The organism is Streptomyces triticisoli, assembly GCF_003270085.1.
GTDB lineage: Bacteria > Actinomycetota > Actinomycetes > Streptomycetales > Streptomycetaceae > Streptomyces > Streptomyces triticisoli.
This window is the reverse complement of the sequence record NZ_QFDQ01000095.1, coordinates 1-17,409: the sequence shown is the minus strand read 5'-3', so window position 1 is coordinate 17,409 and position 17,409 is coordinate 1. Positions and strand designations below refer to the sequence as shown.

Sequence of the window (17,409 nt, the reverse complement as noted above, 5' to 3'; positions counted from 1 at the left end):
CCACGTGACCTTGAGGTGGCCGACCTTGGCCACGTACACCGTGCCGTCGTCCTTCAGGGAGAAGGCGTTGGTGTTGAGGCGGATCGACTGCCGGGTGTCCTTCTTCGACTTGTAGCGGGGCGGGCCGGCCTTGCGGCCCTGCCGCTTGCCCTTGAGGCTGTCGAAGAAGTTCTGGTAGGCGGTGTCCAGGTCCCGCAGAGACTGCTGCAGGACGACCGCCGAGACGTCGGCGAGCCAGGCGCGCTCCTCGGTGTGTGCAGGCATGTGGTTTCGGCGATGCATGTGCACTTGGTCTTTGTGACGAAGTACCGGCGCGGGGTGTTCGACGACGAGATGCTGGCACGCTGCGAAGAGATCATGCGCAAGGTGTGCGAGGACTTCGAGGCGGAGCTGAAGGAGTTCAACGGCGAACGTGATCACGTCCACCTGTTGGTGCACTACCCGCCCAAGGTCGCCGTCTCCAGGCTGGTCAACAGCCTCAAGGGCGTCTCCGCCCGCCGAATACGGCAGGAGTTCACCGGCCACATCAACCGGGCCATCATGCACGGGCACCTGTGGTCGCCCTCGTACCTCTCCGCCTCGTGCGGCGGGGCACCGCTGTCGATCATCCGCACGTACATCGAGCAGCAACAACGTCCGCTGTGACCTGCGGGTCAGAGCAGTCCAGAGATGCATTCATCCCCGGCGTGAACGCCGGGGCCTTCCGCAAGATGCCCGGTAAACGGACAGGCGAACGGACAAGGAGAGCCGCACCCTCCGGGTAACCGGCTTTCCGCCCGCGCGGACAGGTGCGGACAGGTTCTTACGCCTCCGGTGCGGGGCGAGCCGTCCGGACGATGAGGGAGCGGAGCTCTTCCACGGCTCGGGAACGCGCACCGGTGAGTTCGGGCGACGACAGCACGGCCGCGGTGAGGGGAACGGGGCGCGGTGTGCGGCTGAAGTGCTCGTCGATGGCGGTGATCAGGCCGGGGTACGGGCCCCACTCGCCGCCGATGACGACCATGCGGGGGTCCGCGAGCGAGACGGCCGCGGAAAGGACACCGCCGATGGCCCGGACCAGTACGGCGCGGACCCGCTCCGCCTGTTCGTCGTGACGGGCGAGGAGCTCTTGGAGCACCGGGACGTCGATGGCGGTGGAGGAGGGCCGGCGCAGGCCGAGGACGGCGAAGACCTCGGTGAAGGCCATGGCCAGACCGTCCGGGCCCGCTGTGCAGAGGTGGGCGATCTCCCCGACGAGTCCCCTGTGCCCGCGCCGGACGACGCCGTCGCTCACCACGGCGCAGCCCAGGCCCTGGCCGAGGTGGAGGTAGACGAAGTCGTCGACGCCCTTGGCGCAGCCGGCCTGGTGCTCGGCGCGGGCGGCCCAGTTGACGTCGTTGTCCACGAGGACGGGTCCGGACACGGTGGTCGCCAGGACGGTGGCAGGGTCGAGGTCGCCGACGAGGAAGGGGGCATCGGGCAGGTGCACGAGCCGGCCTGTCCCGCGGTCCACCGGGTCGGCGGCGCTGACCACCGCGAGGCGCAGCCGGCCGGGGATCCGCCCGGCCAGTTGTCCGGCTGCCGTGACGAGGGCTTCGGCGGCCACCTGGGACCCCGCGTTCGCCTCCAGCGCGGTGCGGACCCGCCCGTGGACGTGGCCGAGGGCGTCGACCGCTTCGGCCACCACTCCGTGCGGGGTGATGGCGGCCACCAGGGCGGCACCGAGAAGGGGGGAGAGGGAGTAGTACGAGCCGGCCCGTCCGCGTCCGGTGGTGCGTTCGCCGGTGTCCACGACCAGGCCGGCTCCGGCCAGGCGCTGGACGCTGTCGGAAATCGTGGGTTTGGAGATCCCGGTGCGGGCGGAGATCTCCGCCCTGGTCAGGCGCGGGTGGGCCATGAGAGAGCGCAGCACGTTCTCGTCGGTCAGGGTGCGCAGCATCTCCAGTGACGGCTTCGGCGGGGTCATGCGCACCATTCTAGTAAGGGCTCTTGCCTAAAGGTGGCGGGATGCTTACCGTCATATCCAGTAAGGAGTCCTCACCAAAGGAGTCGGGCGATGACGCTCGCCGCTGATCCGCACCACGCCACTGCCCTGCCGCACTGGCAGCAGACCCCGGCGGACCCCACAGCCGCCATCCGCGAGATCAAGCCCGCTCTGCGGGCCCGTATCGAAGCCTCCGGCCGCACCGTCCAGGAGGTGTTCTCGGCCGTCGAGCAGCACATCGAGGCCCGCATCGCCGAGATCGAGGCCGAGCGGGAGCGCGGCGAGGAGGTGTGGCCCGTCCTGGACTACGACGCGATCGCCGGCGGAACCGTCACACCGGCGGACATGGCCAAGCTCGAGAAGCGCGGCTGCCTCGTCGTACGCGGCCACTTCCCGCGCGAGCAGGCACTGGCCTGGGATGCCGGCATCGTCGACTACGTCGAGCGCAACCAGTTCTTCGAGAACTACACCGGGCCCGGCGACGACTTCTTCGGCAGCGTCGGCTCCAAGCCCGAGATCTACCCCGTCTACTGGTCCCAGGCCCAGATGCAGGCCCGTCAGTCCGAGCGCATGGCCACCGTCCAGTCCTTCCTCAACTCGTTCTGGAAGCACGCCTCCGACGACGGCACCCAGTGGTTCGACCCCGACCGCGACGCGCTGTACCCCGACCGCATCCGCCGCCGCCCGCCGGGCGCCGACTCCGCGGGCCTGGGCACCCACTGCGACCCCGGCACCCTGGACCTGTGGATGACCCAGGAGTACCAGAGGGCGTTCCGCCACCTCTTCGACGGCACCGCCGAGCAGTACGACCCCTGGGACGCGGCCCACCGCACCACCGGCCCTCAGTACCCCGGCTCCACCATGTGCTCCGCGTTCCGCACCTTCCAGGGCTGGACCGCCCTGTCGGACATGGACGCCGACCAGGGCGTGCTCCACACCGTGCCGATTCCGGAGATCATGTCCTACCTGCTCCTGCGGCCCCTGCTGCCGGACGTGCCCGAGGACTCCATGTGCGGCGTGCGGACGAACCAGGTGTTCCCCGTCACCAGGCGCTGGCACCCGATGCTCTACCGGGCCCTGACACCCATCCCCGACGTCAGGGCCGGCGATTCCGTCTGGTGGCACTGCGACATGGTCCACAGCGTCGCCCCGGTCGAGAACCAGAAGGGCTGGGGCAACGTCATGTACATCCCCGCCGCCCCCTGGTGCCCCCGCAACGAGAAGTACGCGGCCTCCGTCAGGGAGGCGTTCGCCACCGGCTCGAGCCCGGCAGACTTCCCCGAGGAGCACTACGAGCGCTCCTGGGACGGCCGGTTTACCGCCGACCAGCTCAACGGCACCGGCCGCCGGGGCCTGGACCTCGACTGATCCGGTGCTCCGGGACGAGCGGGCCGGAGTGCCCCGAGTTCCGGGCGGGCTGCGGTGCTCGTTCGGTGACGGCCGGACGATTGCTGACCCGGCTGTGGAACGTCGGTCCCGAGCCGGACGCCGTCAGGGACGGGGCGCTTGCCTGAAATCGGCGAGCGCGCGTCCCATGCGCGCGAGTGCTTGACACAGGATCGTCGGGGAGGTCGCGAAGTTGAGGCGTACGCATCCCGCGCCGCCAGTGCCGAAGACGTGCCCGGAGCTGAGGGCGACGCGGGCCTCGTCGAGGAACATCCTCGCCGGTCCGGCGACATCGCTCACGATGCCCGGGCCGTCGGACGGGCGGTCGTCGTGCAGCCTCAGCCCGGTGCAGTCCAGCCAGGCGAGGTAGGTGCCCTGGGGCGGGACGTACCCCACACCGGGGAGGTGTTCGTCGACCAGCTTGCCCAGCAGGCTCCGGTTGTCGTCGAGCCCGAGCAGGAGTTCGTCGAGCCAGTCGGCGGCGTCGCGGAACGCTGCCGTGTGGGCGAGGATGCCCAGGTGGCTGGGGCCGTGGCCGACTTCTTCGGGCATACGCCGAAGGTCGTCCGCGGCTTCGGTGCCGGCGATGGCGATGGCGGCCTTGAGACCGGCCAGGTTCCATGCCTTGGACGCGGAGGTCAGGGCGAAACCGTTCTCGGAGCCGGGAACGCCGAGAAAGGGGGTGAAGACGGCTCCGGGCAGCACCAGCGGGGCGTGGATCTCGTCGGAGACCACCCGGACACCGTGTCTGCGGGCGAGCGCGGCGATCGCTTCGAGTTCCGCGCGGGTATGGACGACACCGGTCGGGTTGTGCGGATTGCTCATCAGGAATGCCGCGCGGCGGCCGCGGCGCCGTGCGCGTATGAACGCCTCTTCGAGACTGCCGAGGTCGACCCGCAGGTCGGGGCCGAGACGGGCCTCGATGACGTCCCGGCCGTCGTGCGCGACGAACGCGTAGAACGGCGGGTAGACGGGTGAGCAGACGACGACCGCGTCGCCGGGGCCGGTGATGAGGCGGAGGATCTCGACGACGCCCAGCATGACGTCGGGCACGATCGCGGTGTTCTCCACGCGCAGGCCGTCCCACCGCCATCGCGCGGCGGCGAACGCGGCGACGGCTTCGGCGTAGGCGGTGCCGTAGGGGTATCCGGTGTCTCCCAGCTCGACGGCCCGGTGCAGGGCGTCGGCGACGGCGGGTGCCAGGGGGACGTCCATCTCCGCCACCCAGAGCGGGAGGACGTCCTCGGGATACGCGCGCCACTTCATGCTGGTGCGCCGGCGCAACTGTTCCAGGGACAGCTGCACGAGCGGATCGGTGCGGCCGTCGCCCCCGGATCCGGAGGCTGCCTGGTTCATGGACTCGCTCATGCGTGCTCCCCTCGCCCGGCCGGACCGGGCCTGTGCGGTGGCGGTGTCGTGGTCTTGACGGACGGTACCGAGGTTTGCCTCCAGGGTGGCCGGAGAAGGGTGTGGCGCGCGCTCCGACGGTCCCTTTCCCGGCACGGCCCGGAGAACCGATGCGGCGGGGAGGGGACCGTCATGCCGGCCCGTGCGCCCGGTGGCCGGACGAGGCAGCAGGCCGACCCGGCCCCGAGGGCCCGCCCGGGGCCGGGCACCGGCCTCGGTCCTGGCGACTTCGCCGCCCTTGGGGCGGAAGGACACGGCCCGGAGACGAAGACGGTCCTGGACGCCGCGGCGGTGACGGCCTCGTGGTGGGCGGGGCCGATCACGCCGCCCGCGGCGAACACGCCGGGGACGCCGGTCCCGGAGCCGCGGCCGTCCACGACGGTCCTCCCGTCCTTCGTGAGGTCGGGCTGCCGGTGGACGGCGGGGAGGAAACCCGCCGCGGCGCCGCAGGCGACTGAAGCGGCCGCGGTGCCCGTACCGGAGCCGGACGACCGGTGGCGGTTGCCGAACGGCTCCGCCCACCTCGGGCAGCACTGCCCCATGGGCGGGGTCCGGAGTGAGAAGAAGGAGGGTGAGCCTCGTCCTCACCCCTGGGAGGAGAGTTTCGCCAGCATGGCTCTGGCCCGGTCCGCCGCGTCCTGCCAGGCACCGTTGGCCGCCCACTCGAACGCCTCCACGGCGCCGGGGGTGTCGCCCGACCTCAGGAGGCTCAGGCCGAGGTTGACGGCGGACATGCCGCCCTGGACGGGGTGGCCGCCGGCCATGATGGAGCGGTAGGCGCTGCGGGCCTCCTCCTCTCGGCCGGCTTCGCTCAGCATGCCGGCCATGTCGAAGGCGACGGCGGGGGAGTGGTGGGGGTGGCCGGTGCGAACTGCTCGCTGATAGGCGGCGTGGGCGGCCTCGAAGTCGCCGGAACCGCGGAGGAGATCGGCCTGTTTGACGGCGGCCAGGGCGGCGAGCTCGGAGTCGCCCGCGGCGACGGCGGCCCGGTAGGCGTCGTCGAAGAGGAGTCGGGCGCCGTGCCGGTCACCGTGGATGCTGCGCAGGCGGGCACGGCAGAGGAGGACCAGTGGGGCGTCGGCCTCGGTGGCCAGGGCGAGGACGCGGTGGAGGTGGTTCCCCTCTCGCTGCGGGCCGGGGTCGTGGGCGTAGTCGGTGATCTCGGTGAGGTAGTAGTGGGTGCGGGGGCTCTGGTCACCGGCTTCGACGGCCCGGGTCAGGGTGGTGAGGGCGGACTCGAGTGGTTCGTGGTGGGCCAGCCAGTGGCCGTAGTCGAAGTCCAGCTCGAGGGAAGGGACCGGGGGACGGGCGGGGGCGAGGGCGGTGAGACGGGCACGGGCCTCGTCCGCGGTGGCGGGGACGTCGAGGGCGAGGGTGTAGGTGGCGCGGGCCTCTTCGAGGGTGTATTCGCAGGTCAGGAAGTCACCGAAGGCGAGGGCGGCGTTGGCCACCGCTTCGGGGTCGTCGGCCTTCAGGGCGAGTTCCCACGCGGTGCGGGCTCCCGGGCAGTCGCCTGTTGCCTGGCGGACCCGGGCGAGGAGCGGGGCGAGCAGGGGTTTCTCCTCGGGCGGGAGCCGGCGCAGGGCGCGGTCGAGGAAGGGGGCCGCCTGGGGGAAGTGCCCTTCGGACATCAACTGCACGCCGGCGGCGATGAGACGGGGCGGGTCGCCGTAGATGAGGAGAAGGGCCAGTTCCGGGCCGAGCCGGGCCGCCGCGGCCTCGAGTTCGTCAAGGCGGCGCAGCTTGGCCGCCGCCTCCTCGGCCTCCGCCGGGTCGGCCGAGTCGCGGGCCTGTTCGTAGGCGGCTCGGGCGTCTGCGAAGTCGTCGTCTCCGACGAGCAGGTCGCCCAGGGCGTTGGCGGCGGCCGGGGCGATGCTTGAGTCGTGCCCCGCCGCGCGGGTGAGCGCCTCGCGGGCGCCGTCCCGGTCGCCGCGGTCGAGGAGCACCAGGGCGCGGCCGAACTCCGCGGAGGCGGCGACACGGGGGTCGTCGGCCGCGGTCAGCGGAGCGAGGAAGTCGAAGAGGGGCTCCCTGTCGCCGGTCATCGAGATGTCCCGCGCCCGCCGGAGCGCGGCGGCCCAGTCCGGGTCGACGGGTTCCAGGGGCGAGAACCCCGGAGCGTCGACGGTCGATGGCGGACCGCCTGGGACCTCACCGGCGGCGGCCGAGGCGTCCAGCGCCCGGCGCACCGCGACGAGGCGGGCCGCCAGTTCCGGGTCGGCCTCCTCGATCTCGGTGAGATCGGTGCGCAGATCGAGGCTCTGGGACCACAGGACCCCCCGCCCCAGTTCCAGGAACTCGACCGCATCGGTGGGCCGTTCGGCGTCCACCGCAGCCTGGGCCGCCATCGACACCAGGCCCGCCTCGTCGGCCAGGGCCGCCTCCCGCACCGTCCGGGGAGCGCCCACCCAGGCGACGAGCGGCATCAGCTCCATCAGCTGCCGGCATGCGGCGAGCGTCTCCTCGTCCGGGCGTCCGGTGGCTGCCGCCCACCAACGGGCGGCGGCAAAGCGCATTCTGGCGGGGCCGGCGGTGTGGGCGGAGAGGGCGCGGAGCACGGCGGCGGCCTCGGCCTGCGTCTCGGAGACGGCGCCGGAGTCGGAGTCGGAGGTCGCGTTGCCGTAGTTCCGCGCGTGGTGGATCAGGGACTGGCCCAGCAGCAGGGCCGACAGCGGGTGCCGTGCGAGGCCCGCCCTGTCGAGGGTCCGTCGGCTCAGCGCGATGGACTTCTCGAGGTCGTCGCGGTTCCTGGTGGCCAGCCAGCGCCTCAGCAGTGCGGCTGCGGTGTTGTGGGCGACGGGCGCCCAGCTGCGCAGCGGGAGGTCCTGCTCCGACTCCGCTGTCCGCAGACCGAGTTCGATGGCCCGGTCGCGGGAGTCGTCGTGACGGTTCAGGAGATCCTCGCGGCCGGTCCCGGAGCCTTCGCCGGCCTGGGTGTTCCGGGTGTCTTCGGCGTCGTCCTCGTGCTCGCCGCGGACATCGCCGTGGATGCCGACGAAGGCGGCGAGGGCGTAGTGGTGGGCAAACGACCCCGGTGTGGCCGCGGCGACGGCTTCCTCGGCGTGGGCGAGGCAGGTGGTGAGGTCGTCGGGCGAGCCGTTGAGCAACCAGCGGCTTCGGAACATGTTGGCCGCGGCGGCCAGTCGCTCCGGTCGTTTGCTGTGGCCGTCCGGGGTGAGACGCAGGACGGTGACCATCGCCTCCACCGCCTCGTCGAGATCGGAGGGGATCTGATGACGGTGGTAGCGCTGGGCCAGCGCGGAAGCCAGATTGTGGACGGTGGAGATCTGGTTGTCGCTGTAGTTCCCGGCGTCGGAGTCGGAGTCGGCCTCTGCCTCCGGGGCGTCGCCGAGCCTGGCGCGGAGGGAGGCCCAGGCCGCACGGTAGATCTCCACGGCCCGGTCGAGATCCTCCGGCGGGCCGCCCTGCTGGTGCCGCTGACTGAGGCAGGCGGCCAGCTGGAGAGGAGCGGCCGACTCAGGGTCCGCCGGGACGGGGACGGCCACCGCCTTCCGGGCGTGGGCGAGGGCGGCGTCGAGGTCGGGCGGTGCGCTGAAGGCGTGGAAGCGGTCGTGGTGGTTGGCGGACTGGAGGGTGAGGAAGTTCTGCTTCGTGCCGTAGTCGAGGTCTGGGCGTTCCAGAACCCCGGCTACCAGGTTGATCGCGTGCTCGAAATCGGCGGGATCCTGGGTGACCGAGGCGCGCATCCGGTACGCCTCGGCGAGGAAGTACGCGATGTGCAGGAGCCTTGCGGGTTCCGGGGGCGGATGCCGCAGGACGTGCTCGCCGTGCTCGATCGCCCTGTTCACGTCGCGGAGATCGGTCCCGTCGTCGTAGCGCACACAGTAGGCGACCACCAGGATCTCATGGCACAGGGCGGCGGGTTCGTGGAGAGAGCGCGACGAGGCGCGGGCGAGGATGCGCTTCCAGGTGTCGATGGCCGCGTTCCGTGCCGGGGCGGTGCCGTCGTGTGCGAGGAGCTTCAGCACGGTGGTCGCGTACATGCCGAGGAAGGGGCCGAGCTGGGGTTCGTCGTCCGGGAGCAGGACGAGGGATTCGGCCATTGCCTCGCACGCCTGACGCAGCTCCGTGCCGGGTCGGTCCGCGTGCTCGGCGGACTTCACCAGCGCGGCGCCGTAGTTGGTGAGAACCCCGGCGCGGACCGACGAGCGGAGAGGGAGCGCCAGTGCCTCACGATGTGCGTCGAGGACGTCACCCATCAGCTCTTGATCGTCGGTCACCGCGGCCAGTCGCAGCCGTGCCGTCGCCAGGTTCGGGAGGAAGGTTTGCATGAGGCCGAAGTCCCGGGTTTCCCTGGCGTGTTCGACGACGGCGGCGGTGTGGTCGAGGGACGCGCGGAGGTTCTCCTCCTGGTTCCGGTGTTCGCTCAGACGGAAGAGAACGGCGCCGAGGTCACCGCGCATCGACAGGTGGTGGCGGGTCCCCGGAGGGGTGTGCTCCAGAGCCCTGTGCCAGAAGTGGACGGAATCTGCCAGCAGTTCGGGGTCACCGTGCAGTTCACCGGCGTTACCGAGAACGAGCGCCAGGTTGGCCGCCATGGTTCCCCGGGTCGGGCAGAGGGACACCGCTTGCCGGCCGGCCGAGATCGCCCGCGTCAACAGACCTGGCTCACTGGTGGTTTTCCAGGCATTGCGGAGCAGGCGTGCCAGCCGGTCGAAGCGCTCCGCGCGGAGCTCGTCCGGCGCGGCTCGGTGGGTGAGGGCCTCGATCTCGGGGATCAGGGAGAGGCACCCGCCCGCCGATGCCGGGTCCTCGGGCAGGCAGTCGAGCAGGGTCTCCCAGACGCTGCTCTCCGAACGGGGATCCGAGGACGCCTCGTCCAGGAACTCCAGCGCGATCTCCTGGGCCTCGCGCCTCAGTTCGGGCCGGTTCGCGCGGGCGCCGGCCTTCAGCAACTCGGGCAGCATGTTGGACGCGCAGGCCAGGCGCTCCGCGCCGGACAGCAGGGGGAGTGCCTGCCGGTAGGCGTCGACTCCCTCCCGCAAGGCGCCGAAGGAGACGGCGAACCTGGTCTTGGTGAGGAAGTCGCCCAGGTTGTAGAGGAACGTGCCGCGGAGATCGGGAGCGTTGTCGGCGGCCGGATCCGCTGCTGCCTCCCGGAGGAGGTCGACGGCCCTGGCCATGTCCTCTCGGCAGTCGGTCCGTTCGCCGCGTTCCGCCAGGAGGTTTCCCATCAGGCCCTGGTGGAGCCACCGCAGCGGACAGTCGGGGTAGGCGGCGAGGTGCGCCTCGTGGGACCCGATGGCGGTGTCGAGGTCCGGTGCCGGGGCGGCCCGCGGATTCTCGATGAGATGGAAGACTTCGTCATGCGTGTTCTGCGAGGTGGGTCGCATCAGAGTCTTGATCCGTTCTGTCCTCGGCTCTGTCCTCGGCCGCCCCGTCCGGAGTCGCCTCGCCCACGCCGGCGCCGTCCACGAGCGCCATGACCGTGGCCGCTTGTCTACGGGCATTTCTCGACCGTTTCCACGACGAGTACGTCTGTGAGCACCACACTCACCTGCCCCGCCTTGGTCCTGAGCGTCAGACGACGGCCGTCGCCGGTCGCCCCGTCACCGCAGAGCACCGCACCGGTGGCGGTGCGCACCAGCAGCCTGGGCCCGGACTTCTCCGGGCCGTACCAGGTGGTGCCCACAGCGGCGACCAGCAGCCCGGTGCAGAGCAGGGTCGCGATGATGCCCTGGCGCAGGTCCTCGAGAGCCGTCAGCGCCAGCAGATGGTCCTGGGTGGCCGTCGAGGCCGTGAGGTCGACGGGGGTGGCCCGCGGCCTGCCGTTGTGGGCGCTGAGCAGCCGGAACGCGCCGAAGGCTCCGGCCAGCAGGGAGGCGAGCAACAGGCAGCCGATGACGACGTGCCAGGGCGCCTCCACCTTGTCGACCTCACTGGGACCGCGGATCAGTCCGAAGCCGACGAGGGCGAGCAGCAGGCCCCCCAGGCCGATGCGCCAGGAGTGGGCGGCCCCGCGCACCCGCGAAAGCTCGTTCCGCAGCGCCTGGTGGTGCTCCTGGGCGCGGGCGGCGTCCGAGCTGTCGACGGGGCGGCCGGGGCGCAGGGAGGCACTCATGAGGAGGTGATCTCGAGCCGCCAGAAGGCGCCGCAGCCGATCTTGCCTTCCGGCCGGCCGGTGTGCTCCTCCTCGCAGGTGCAGATGACGATCTCCTCGTGCACGTCGCCGGGCGGCGGGAATTGCTGTGCGCCGCTTCTGCGCCACAGCCGGAAGCTCTTGTAGGTGCTGGTGACGACGGGCACCCGGATGACTGTGCGGCAGCGGGGGCACGGGCCGCGGAGTTCGGCTGTGCCGTGTCCCAGCCGGGTGAGGGAGAACTCCTTCGCCGCTTCTTCCTCGAACGAGGGGTGGTTCACTTCTTCGTACGGCTCGAGGGGCATGGCGTTCCTCTCGCTCTCAAGGGCTGCTTCTCAAGGACCGATATGGGTGAACGCGGCCCACCTGCTGGGGTGTCCGGGGTTCTGGTTCCTCAGCCGGGTCACGGCCTCGGTCACGGCGCTCGCCGAGCACTGCGGACGGAACAGCCCGTCCTTCATCAGTGAGCGGAAGACGTCCCCCGCCAGTTCGGTCGCCGTCTCGGCGTCGATCGACCACAGCGCGGCCACCACCCGCCGGAAGCCGGAGTAGTGCAGCGCCGCGCCGATGGTGATGGCCTCGTCGCGCAGCGAGAGCCCGCCGGAGGCCGTCATACAGGCGGAGAGGAACGCGAAGTCGCCACGGTAGGAGCCGCGGCTCAGCTCGCCGATCCCCAGCGTGCCGTCGCTCAGCAGGAGTCCGCCCCGCGCCGGGTCGAACGGGTCCTGACGGCCGTGGCAGCTGAAGTGGGCCCAGCGGTGCGTGGCCAGCTGGGACAGGACGGTCCCGCGGGTCGCGTCCGGTCCCTCCAGGACGGTCAGCTGCTCCGCCCCGAACACCTCGCGCAGCAGCCGGAGTTCCTCTGCCACCTGCGGCAGCGGCGCCATCCCGTCGGCCTCCTGCACGGTGACCACGAGCAGCCTGTCCGTGGCGGTGGGATCCGGCTCGGGCGAGCGGGTCGCCTCGGCCAGCGCGCGCAGGGTCGGGACGTACGAGGAGACGGTTCGGTCCAGGACGCTGCGCCCGCTGCCGTCGTGGTGCCCCGCCGCGTGGAGCGGGAGGAACGACAGCCAGCCCGTCGGACACCACCAGATCCGGTGCCTTCCACCGGCCGGGGGCCCCGCCTCGTCCAGCGCGCGCAGCACCGGTTCCGCGACCGTGTCCCAGAGCCAGGCGAGATCCGGCAGCAGCGTGTTGTCCAGCGCGGTCTGAGCCTTGCCCATGCCTACCTTCGCGGCATGGTGGGCCTGGTAGGTGGCGGGGGCCTTGCGGACCTGGGCGCGCTGCCTGGTGTAGTGCACCAACTGCGCCGCCGCGTCCGTCTCGTGCAGCCCGGCAAGGTGCTCCGCGGTGCGGTCGTGGACCTCGTCCGCCGACAGATCGGGCAGGGGAACGGCTGTCACTCCACCGGATGTCACCAGCAGGGCGTGACACTGCCGGGCCACGTTGATCAGCACGCCGGTGCCGTCGCCGACCGCTGCCGCGAGGTCCTGCCGGCGCGGCGGTGCGAGGAAGGTGGCGAACCGGGGCCCCAACCGCCGTACTTGCGCGACCAGTTCGTCCCACTCATGGGCGAGCGCGATCCGCTGATCCGTCGCGCTTCCCTCTCGCGGTTCCGGCCCCCGTGCCACACTCACGAACTTAGCGGACCGCACGAAGCCGGATCAACCGGTTCGCACCGGTACGTTCGTACTCGCCAAGCAAGACCGTGTACATGGCCGTACCGGAGGCGGCCCCGCTCCCGCCCCTCTGCCCGCTCGGCCCCGCCACACCGGACGTCCCGTCCTCGGAGGCCGCTCCCCGCCGGGTCGCGGCAACCATCGAGCCCACGGCGAGGTCGGCGCCCTGCGGCCGGTGGACGTCGTGGTCGGGGCGGACAAGAGGCGCCTGACAGCTCGAAGTCCAGGTCAGGCGCCTCTTTTCGGATGTCCAGAAGAAGCCGAGCCTCTTCGGCGAGTACGACACCAGGAGGTTCTTCGTCTGCTGGCGGTACAGCGGCAGCGCATCGCTGACCAGCGCAAACAGCGCCTGTCTCGGCTTTGGCGGGACCGCCGGCCCGGAAATGGCCCGGATCTTGACCGATGCGCTCCCTCGGACTGGGTGACTGCCCGGCGCCGTGCAGCGTCGGAGCCGGAAAAGGGGGACCTGATGCATCCGCTCGCACTCCGGTGTGACGTGTCCACCGGACGAGACCGCTCAGTACGCCGAAATCCTCACGCTGCTGGCGTAGAGCGACAATCTCCTCGCCGTGGCCGCGTGCGCTCGTGGCCATCCGCCGCGGGCAGTGACGGTCCTACCTGGCACAGGTCGTAACGGCCGTCCAACGGCGTCCAGTCCTTCCAACTCGGGCACGAAACCGCAGGTCATGGCCTTCACGTCTGGGAGGGTCCGCCCAGTTGGTGACAACTGCGTGATAGCGGGTGACACGGCGGAGCCCCGTCGGGAACCATCCCGACGGGCCTTTTGCGGAGTTCGTCGTGGCCGCCGGTGACCTGTCGGCCTGCGCGGACGCCGGTCACCCGGCCTCCGCGGCCGGGAGCGCATCTGCTCGATGTCGGTCGGGCGCGGCGGCCCGCGGCGAGCAGCCGTCCCTCCTGGGCGGCCTCTTCGTCGCCGTGCAGGGGCTTGTGCGGGGATGCGGGGCAGGGATCCGAAGTGGGTCGGGAAGGACGCGGCGATGGCATCCACGACGGAGGCGGGAGCGTCGGCCTCGGCCTCGGCCAGTGTGGTAGGCACGGGGTGCGGGAGGCGTCCCGTACCTTGTGCATCAGGTGCGCGGCGGCCTCGCGCAGGCGGTGTCGGGCGTGTTCGGCCACGATGATCCGCGCGTACGTGGGCGTGTGCCGGGGCGATTCGGCGGCAGTGACATGGTCGATCGGGGCCTTGGCGAGCGGTTCCCGGGAGCGGTGCAGGAACGCCTGCGCGAGCAGCCGACCCGCCGCACGAAGGCACTCCCCGGTGCGAAATACTCCCCCGATGAGTTCACGCACTTCCCCGATCGGCCGGCCGATCACGATACGGAGGGCCGTCGCGCGGGATGCCAAACGGCTCACGCGGCTCGTGCGTGGCTCAGGCGCATACGAGGGGAAGTACGCAGCCGCAGTCGCGGGCTACCGGGTCGGTCCTGATTACATCGAGGCCCACCGCGCCTTCGTGGCCGTCGGCGCCGACGAGCACGGAGGCCGGGTCCTCGGGTTCTACTCGCTCGTCCTCGCTCCACCGGAGCTCGACCTGCTGTTCGTCGCCGACGAAGTGCAGGGACGGGGTATCGGACGGCTACTCGTCGCGCACATGCAGTCCGAGGCCCGTGCCGCCGGGATCGACCGTCTCAAGGTCGTGTCGCACCTTCCCGCCGAGGGCTTCTACCACCGCGTCGGTGCGGTGCGGACCGGGACCGCGTTCGCGAACCCGCCCGCCGTGCCGTGGGACCGTCCCGAATTCGAGTTTCGCATTCCTTCGGGATGACGCGGTGTGCTGGTTGGCGAGGCACCGGCTTCGCCTGCATGATGGCCGGCTTGCAGGAGCCGCTGGACGCCGCGCGCTCCGTGTGTGCCGTCGCCTCTGCCCTGGCGTGGTGATCGCCTGCGCCAGCGGCCTCTCCCCGGCGAATTCCTCACCTCCGGCCCTCCCGGAGCCATCGCAATCGGCACGCATTCCCTGCCCGCCTGTCGGGCCATGGTGCTGGTGAGCCGTCTTCCGCGCGGCTGGGCTCGACAGCTCGCCCGTGGGGTGGGGCCGTTCTTCAAGGAGAACGGTTGTTCCAGGCCGACCCGCTGACAGCACCCGTGCACAGAGGCGATCGGTATCAGCGGCGCGAGGTTATGCCATGTGTTAGTGTCACGCGTTTGCGTGGTCGTCGCGGTGGGCGATTCTGCCTGTTCGGTTCCGCTTGTGCGTGGGCTGTTCAATCCTGCCGGGCCTTCCTCGGTACGTTTCCTTGCGGAAGGCTGTTCATGAAGCATCCCGATGACTGCGGCATCGCTCACGGCGGTCCCGCCCAGCCCGGGGCAACGACCCCGGCGCTGCTCCCGGCCGTCTCCTTCGCCGGTCTGGAACTGCCGACGGAGGTGCTGCGGACACTGAGCGAACTCGGGGTGCGCGAACCCTTTCCGATCCAGGCCGCCACACTGCCCGATGCCCTGGAGGGGCGCGACATCCTGGGACGCGGGCGCACCGGATCGGGCAAGACGCTCGCCTTCGGCCTGCCGCTGCTGACCCGTACGGCCGGGCGGCGCGCCGAACCGAAGCAGCCCCTCGCTCTGATCCTTGTGCCCACCCGGGAGCTGGCCCAACAGGTCACCCATGCGCTGGCGCCGTACGCCGAGGCACTGCGGCTGCGGATCGCCACGGTCGTCGGCGGAACGTCGATCGGCCGGCAGGTCGCCGCGCTGCGCCAGGGAGCCGAGGTGGTCGTCGCCACCCCCGGCCGCCTGCACGACCTGATCGAGCGCAACGCCTGCCGCCTGGGGCGGGTAAGGATCACCGTGCTGGACGAGGCCGACCAGGTGTGCGACTTGGGATTCCTGCCGCAGGTTGCCGACGTGCTCGACCAGGTGCACCCCGACGGTCAGCGGATGCTCTTCTCGGCCACTCTCGATCGCGACGTCGATCAACTGGTCCGCCGCTACCTCCACGACCCCGTCGTCCACTCGGTCGACCCGGCCGCGGGCACGGTCACGACGATGGAGCACCACGTTCTGGTCGTCCACGGCCCTGACCGCTACGCCGTCACCACGGAAATCGCCGCCCGCGACGGCCGCGTACTGCTGTTCCTCGACACCAAGCACGCCGTCGACCAGCTCACCCGGCATCTGCGGGCCAGCGGGGTGCACGCCGGGGCCCTGCACAGCGGCAAGTCCCAGCCACAGCGCACACGGACCCTGGCGCAGTTCAAGAACAGCCAGATCACCGTTCTGGTGGCGACCAATGTCGCGGCCCGTGGCCTGCACGTCGACGACCTCGATCTCGTGGTCAACGTCGACCCGCCCACCGACCCCAAGGACTATGTGCACCGGGCGGGCCGCACCGCCCGCGCCGGTGAGTCCGGCAGCGTGGTCACGCTCGTGCCGGCGGGCCGGCGCCGCGAGACGAGCCGCATGATGGCCGGGGCCGGCATCGAGCCGACCGTCACCAAGGTGCGCTCGGGCGAGGCGGAGCTGAGCCGGATCACCGGCGCCAAGACTCCCTCCGGGATCCCGCTCGACGGCGGGCCCGCCGTCCCCCGACCCAAGAACACCAACGCTCCCTTCCGCGGCCTCGGCACCAGCAAGGACACCTCCCGCGGCGCCGGCGGCAAGTCCCGAAAGGCCGGCGAGGCCCGCAAGCTCGCCGAGGCCCGCAAGGCCGCCCTCGTGCGTCGCAACGGCTGAGAGCCATTGCCCTGGCAGCCTGGCCACGGGATCGACGACTCTCGGCCCGGCCCGAAGCCGTCCTGTGCGCCTTACCTACGAAGTCAACGCCTTTGGCCGCGAGAGGGATACCCGCCGAAACGGAGCAGGATGAGGTTGCCGGTCCCTCGCGCTGCGCCCAGCATGACAAGCTGTGCTTGCCCACCCCCGAACCCAGGAGGTCACCATGACCGCAGAGCCCGAATCCACGGAAGGTTCGGAGCCGGCTGCCCCCGAGACGCCCCCTCTGGAGCCGGACAGCGACGGCAACCACGACCTCAAGCGCAAGTTCCGCGAAGCCCTGGCGCGCAAGCGCGGTGCGCAGGCGGACGCCGCTGATATTGCCGCCAAGACCGATGCGTCGAAGGTGCGTTCGGCGCACGGCCCGGCTGCGAGCCAGCGGTCGTTCAGGCGCAAGAGCGGCGGCTGAGTCGATGAGTCCCGCGATCTGACCGCTTCACCGGTACTCGCGCCATCCACTCGCGCGTCCCGTGCAGTGGCCCGCGACGTGCGCATGCCCGTGCGCGCGTTGCGGGCGGGGCGTAGCCGTCGGACTCGCCTGGGGGAATGGCCCAGATGCGGTTGGCTCGGGTCGGTGGCGCCGCCGAACTGGAATTCCGGGATGAGGGCACTGCCTTGTCCGGGGGTACGCGGCCGGTGTCGCGCACCTGGCGTGCCCCTGTACCGCTGTGAAAATCGACTGCGGTTGTCCGGGGTGACGGTAGGCATCCACTTGGCAAGGACATTCGTTCCCCGTCCTGCTGCGGCTGATCGACCCACAGTCGGTCGCGTTCCCGGCCGCGGTCGCCTTCGTGCCCAGCCGCGACGTGCAGGTGCCGACCTGCCCCGAGTGGACGCTGTCCGATCCGGTGCAACATCTGGGCGGGGTGCCCCGCCGCTGTGTCACCGGTTCCTCCCGCGGCTTCGGCCGCGAGTTCGCGCAGGCGGCCCTGGAGCGCGGCGGCAGGGCCGTCGCCCGCAACACCGACTCCCTCGCGGACCTGCCGGCCGCCCACGGCGAGGCGATCCGCCTCGTCGAGCCCGGCGGCTTCGCCACCGACCGGTCCGGGCGTGCCCGACCTCGGTGCTCGCGGGGCCGCGTCCGGAACCGGGGACCGTGCTGCCGGGCTGTGGCTCAGGCGTCGATGATGACGGGGATGATGAGG

Annotated in this window: 11 protein-coding genes and 2 pseudogenes; 6 read left to right on the top strand and 7 right to left on the bottom strand. The window is 71.3% G+C overall.

Features of this window, described 5'->3' with window-relative positions; all coding sequences use genetic code 11:
• A pseudogene (locus tag DEP02_RS16295) lies at window positions 1-264 on the bottom strand (RNA-guided endonuclease TnpB family protein); the annotation flags it as partial.
• A gap of 12 nt (window positions 265-276) precedes the next feature.
• Between DEP02_RS16295 and tnpA the strand changes: the two are divergent.
• The gene (gene tnpA / locus DEP02_RS16290) at window positions 277-645 is read left to right on the top strand and encodes an IS200/IS605 family transposase (protein ID WP_232839150.1); all 369 of its coding nucleotides are present in this window, start codon (window positions 277-279) and stop codon (window positions 643-645) included.
• 157 nt (window positions 646-802) lie between these two features.
• Here tnpA and DEP02_RS16285 read toward each other — a convergent pair whose 3' ends face one another.
• A complete protein-coding gene (locus DEP02_RS16285; RefSeq protein WP_112468046.1) occupies window positions 803-1,945 on the bottom strand; it encodes an ROK family transcriptional regulator in 1,143 nt (380 codons plus the stop codon).
• Window positions 1,946-2,035: 90 nt separating this feature from the next.
• Here DEP02_RS16285 and DEP02_RS16280 point away from each other — a divergent pair, with 90 nt between their 5' ends.
• Window positions 2,036-3,331 (top strand): DUF1479 domain-containing protein, encoded by a 1,296-nt coding sequence (locus DEP02_RS16280; RefSeq protein WP_112468043.1) that lies wholly within the window; start codon window positions 2,036-2,038, stop codon window positions 3,329-3,331.
• 123 nt (window positions 3,332-3,454) lie between these two features.
• Here the strand turns inward: DEP02_RS16280 and DEP02_RS16275 are convergent, their stop codons facing one another.
• From DEP02_RS16275 to DEP02_RS16255, 5 genes are all read right to left on the bottom strand, one after another.
• Window positions 3,455-4,717 (bottom strand): MalY/PatB family protein, encoded by a 1,263-nt coding sequence (locus DEP02_RS16275; protein WP_232839149.1) that lies wholly within the window; start codon window positions 4,715-4,717, stop codon window positions 3,455-3,457.
• A gap of 623 nt (window positions 4,718-5,340) precedes the next feature.
• Window positions 5,341-10,110 (bottom strand): tetratricopeptide repeat protein, encoded by a 4,770-nt coding sequence (locus tag DEP02_RS16270; protein ID WP_112468042.1) that lies wholly within the window; start codon window positions 10,108-10,110, stop codon window positions 5,341-5,343.
• Window positions 10,111-10,217: 107 nt separating this feature from the next.
• The gene (locus DEP02_RS16265; RefSeq protein WP_112468041.1) at window positions 10,218-10,838 is read right to left on the bottom strand and encodes a hypothetical protein; all 621 of its coding nucleotides are present in this window, start codon (window positions 10,836-10,838) and stop codon (window positions 10,218-10,220) included.
• Window positions 10,835-11,161 (bottom strand): hypothetical protein, encoded by a 327-nt coding sequence (locus tag DEP02_RS16260; RefSeq protein ID WP_112468040.1) that lies wholly within the window; start codon window positions 11,159-11,161, stop codon window positions 10,835-10,837. Before DEP02_RS16260 ends, DEP02_RS16265 begins: the two co-directional genes overlap by 4 nt.
• Before the next feature lie 30 nt (window positions 11,162-11,191).
• Window positions 11,192-12,493, bottom strand: a complete 1,302-nt coding sequence (locus DEP02_RS16255) for a CHAT domain-containing protein (protein WP_157977465.1) — start codon at window positions 12,491-12,493, stop codon at window positions 11,192-11,194.
• Window positions 12,494-13,832: 1,339 nt separating this feature from the next.
• Between DEP02_RS16255 and DEP02_RS16240 the strand changes: the two genes are divergently transcribed.
• The 4 genes and pseudogenes from DEP02_RS16240 to DEP02_RS33500 form a co-directional block, all read left to right on the top strand.
• Complete coding sequence (locus tag DEP02_RS16240) at window positions 13,833-14,321, top strand: GNAT family N-acetyltransferase (RefSeq protein ID WP_198668462.1); 489 nt, start codon at window positions 13,833-13,835, stop codon at window positions 14,319-14,321.
• 488 nt (window positions 14,322-14,809) lie between these two features.
• A complete protein-coding gene (locus DEP02_RS16235) occupies window positions 14,810-16,225 on the top strand; it encodes a DEAD/DEAH box helicase (protein WP_112468035.1) in 1,416 nt (471 codons plus the stop codon).
• Between the two features lie 205 nt (window positions 16,226-16,430).
• Complete coding sequence (locus DEP02_RS16230) at window positions 16,431-16,673, top strand: DUF5302 domain-containing protein (protein WP_112468034.1); 243 nt, start codon at window positions 16,431-16,433, stop codon at window positions 16,671-16,673.
• A 382-nt stretch (window positions 16,674-17,055) separates the two neighbouring features.
• Window positions 17,056-17,409 (top strand): annotated as a pseudogene (locus DEP02_RS33500) (hypothetical protein); the annotation flags it as partial.

What these genes read in the sequence shown, in the direction of transcription:
- tnpA (WP_232839150.1), top strand. Translation starts at nt 277, where the DNA reads ATGCATGTGCACTTGGTCTTTGTGACGAAGTACCGGCGCGGGGTGTTC.
- DEP02_RS16285 (WP_112468046.1), bottom strand. Translation starts at nt 1,945, where the DNA reads ATGACCCCGCCGAAGCCGTCACTGGAGATGCTGCGCACCCTGACCGAC.
- DEP02_RS16280 (WP_112468043.1), top strand. Translation starts at nt 2,036, where the DNA reads ATGACGCTCGCCGCTGATCCGCACCACGCCACTGCCCTGCCGCACTGG.
- DEP02_RS16275 (WP_232839149.1), bottom strand. Translation starts at nt 4,717, where the DNA reads ATGAGCGAGTCCATGAACCAGGCAGCCTCCGGATCCGGGGGCGACGGC.
- DEP02_RS16270 (WP_112468042.1), bottom strand. Translation starts at nt 10,110, where the DNA reads ATGCGACCCACCTCGCAGAACACGCATGACGAAGTCTTCCATCTCATC.
- DEP02_RS16265 (WP_112468041.1), bottom strand. Translation starts at nt 10,838, where the DNA reads ATGAGTGCCTCCCTGCGCCCCGGCCGCCCCGTCGACAGCTCGGACGCC.
- DEP02_RS16260 (WP_112468040.1), bottom strand. Translation starts at nt 11,161, where the DNA reads ATGCCCCTCGAGCCGTACGAAGAAGTGAACCACCCCTCGTTCGAGGAA.
- DEP02_RS16240 (WP_198668462.1), top strand. Translation starts at nt 13,833, where the DNA reads ATGAGTTCACGCACTTCCCCGATCGGCCGGCCGATCACGATACGGAGG.
- DEP02_RS16235 (WP_112468035.1), top strand. Translation starts at nt 14,810, where the DNA reads ATGAAGCATCCCGATGACTGCGGCATCGCTCACGGCGGTCCCGCCCAG.
- DEP02_RS16230 (WP_112468034.1), top strand. Translation starts at nt 16,431, where the DNA reads ATGACCGCAGAGCCCGAATCCACGGAAGGTTCGGAGCCGGCTGCCCCC.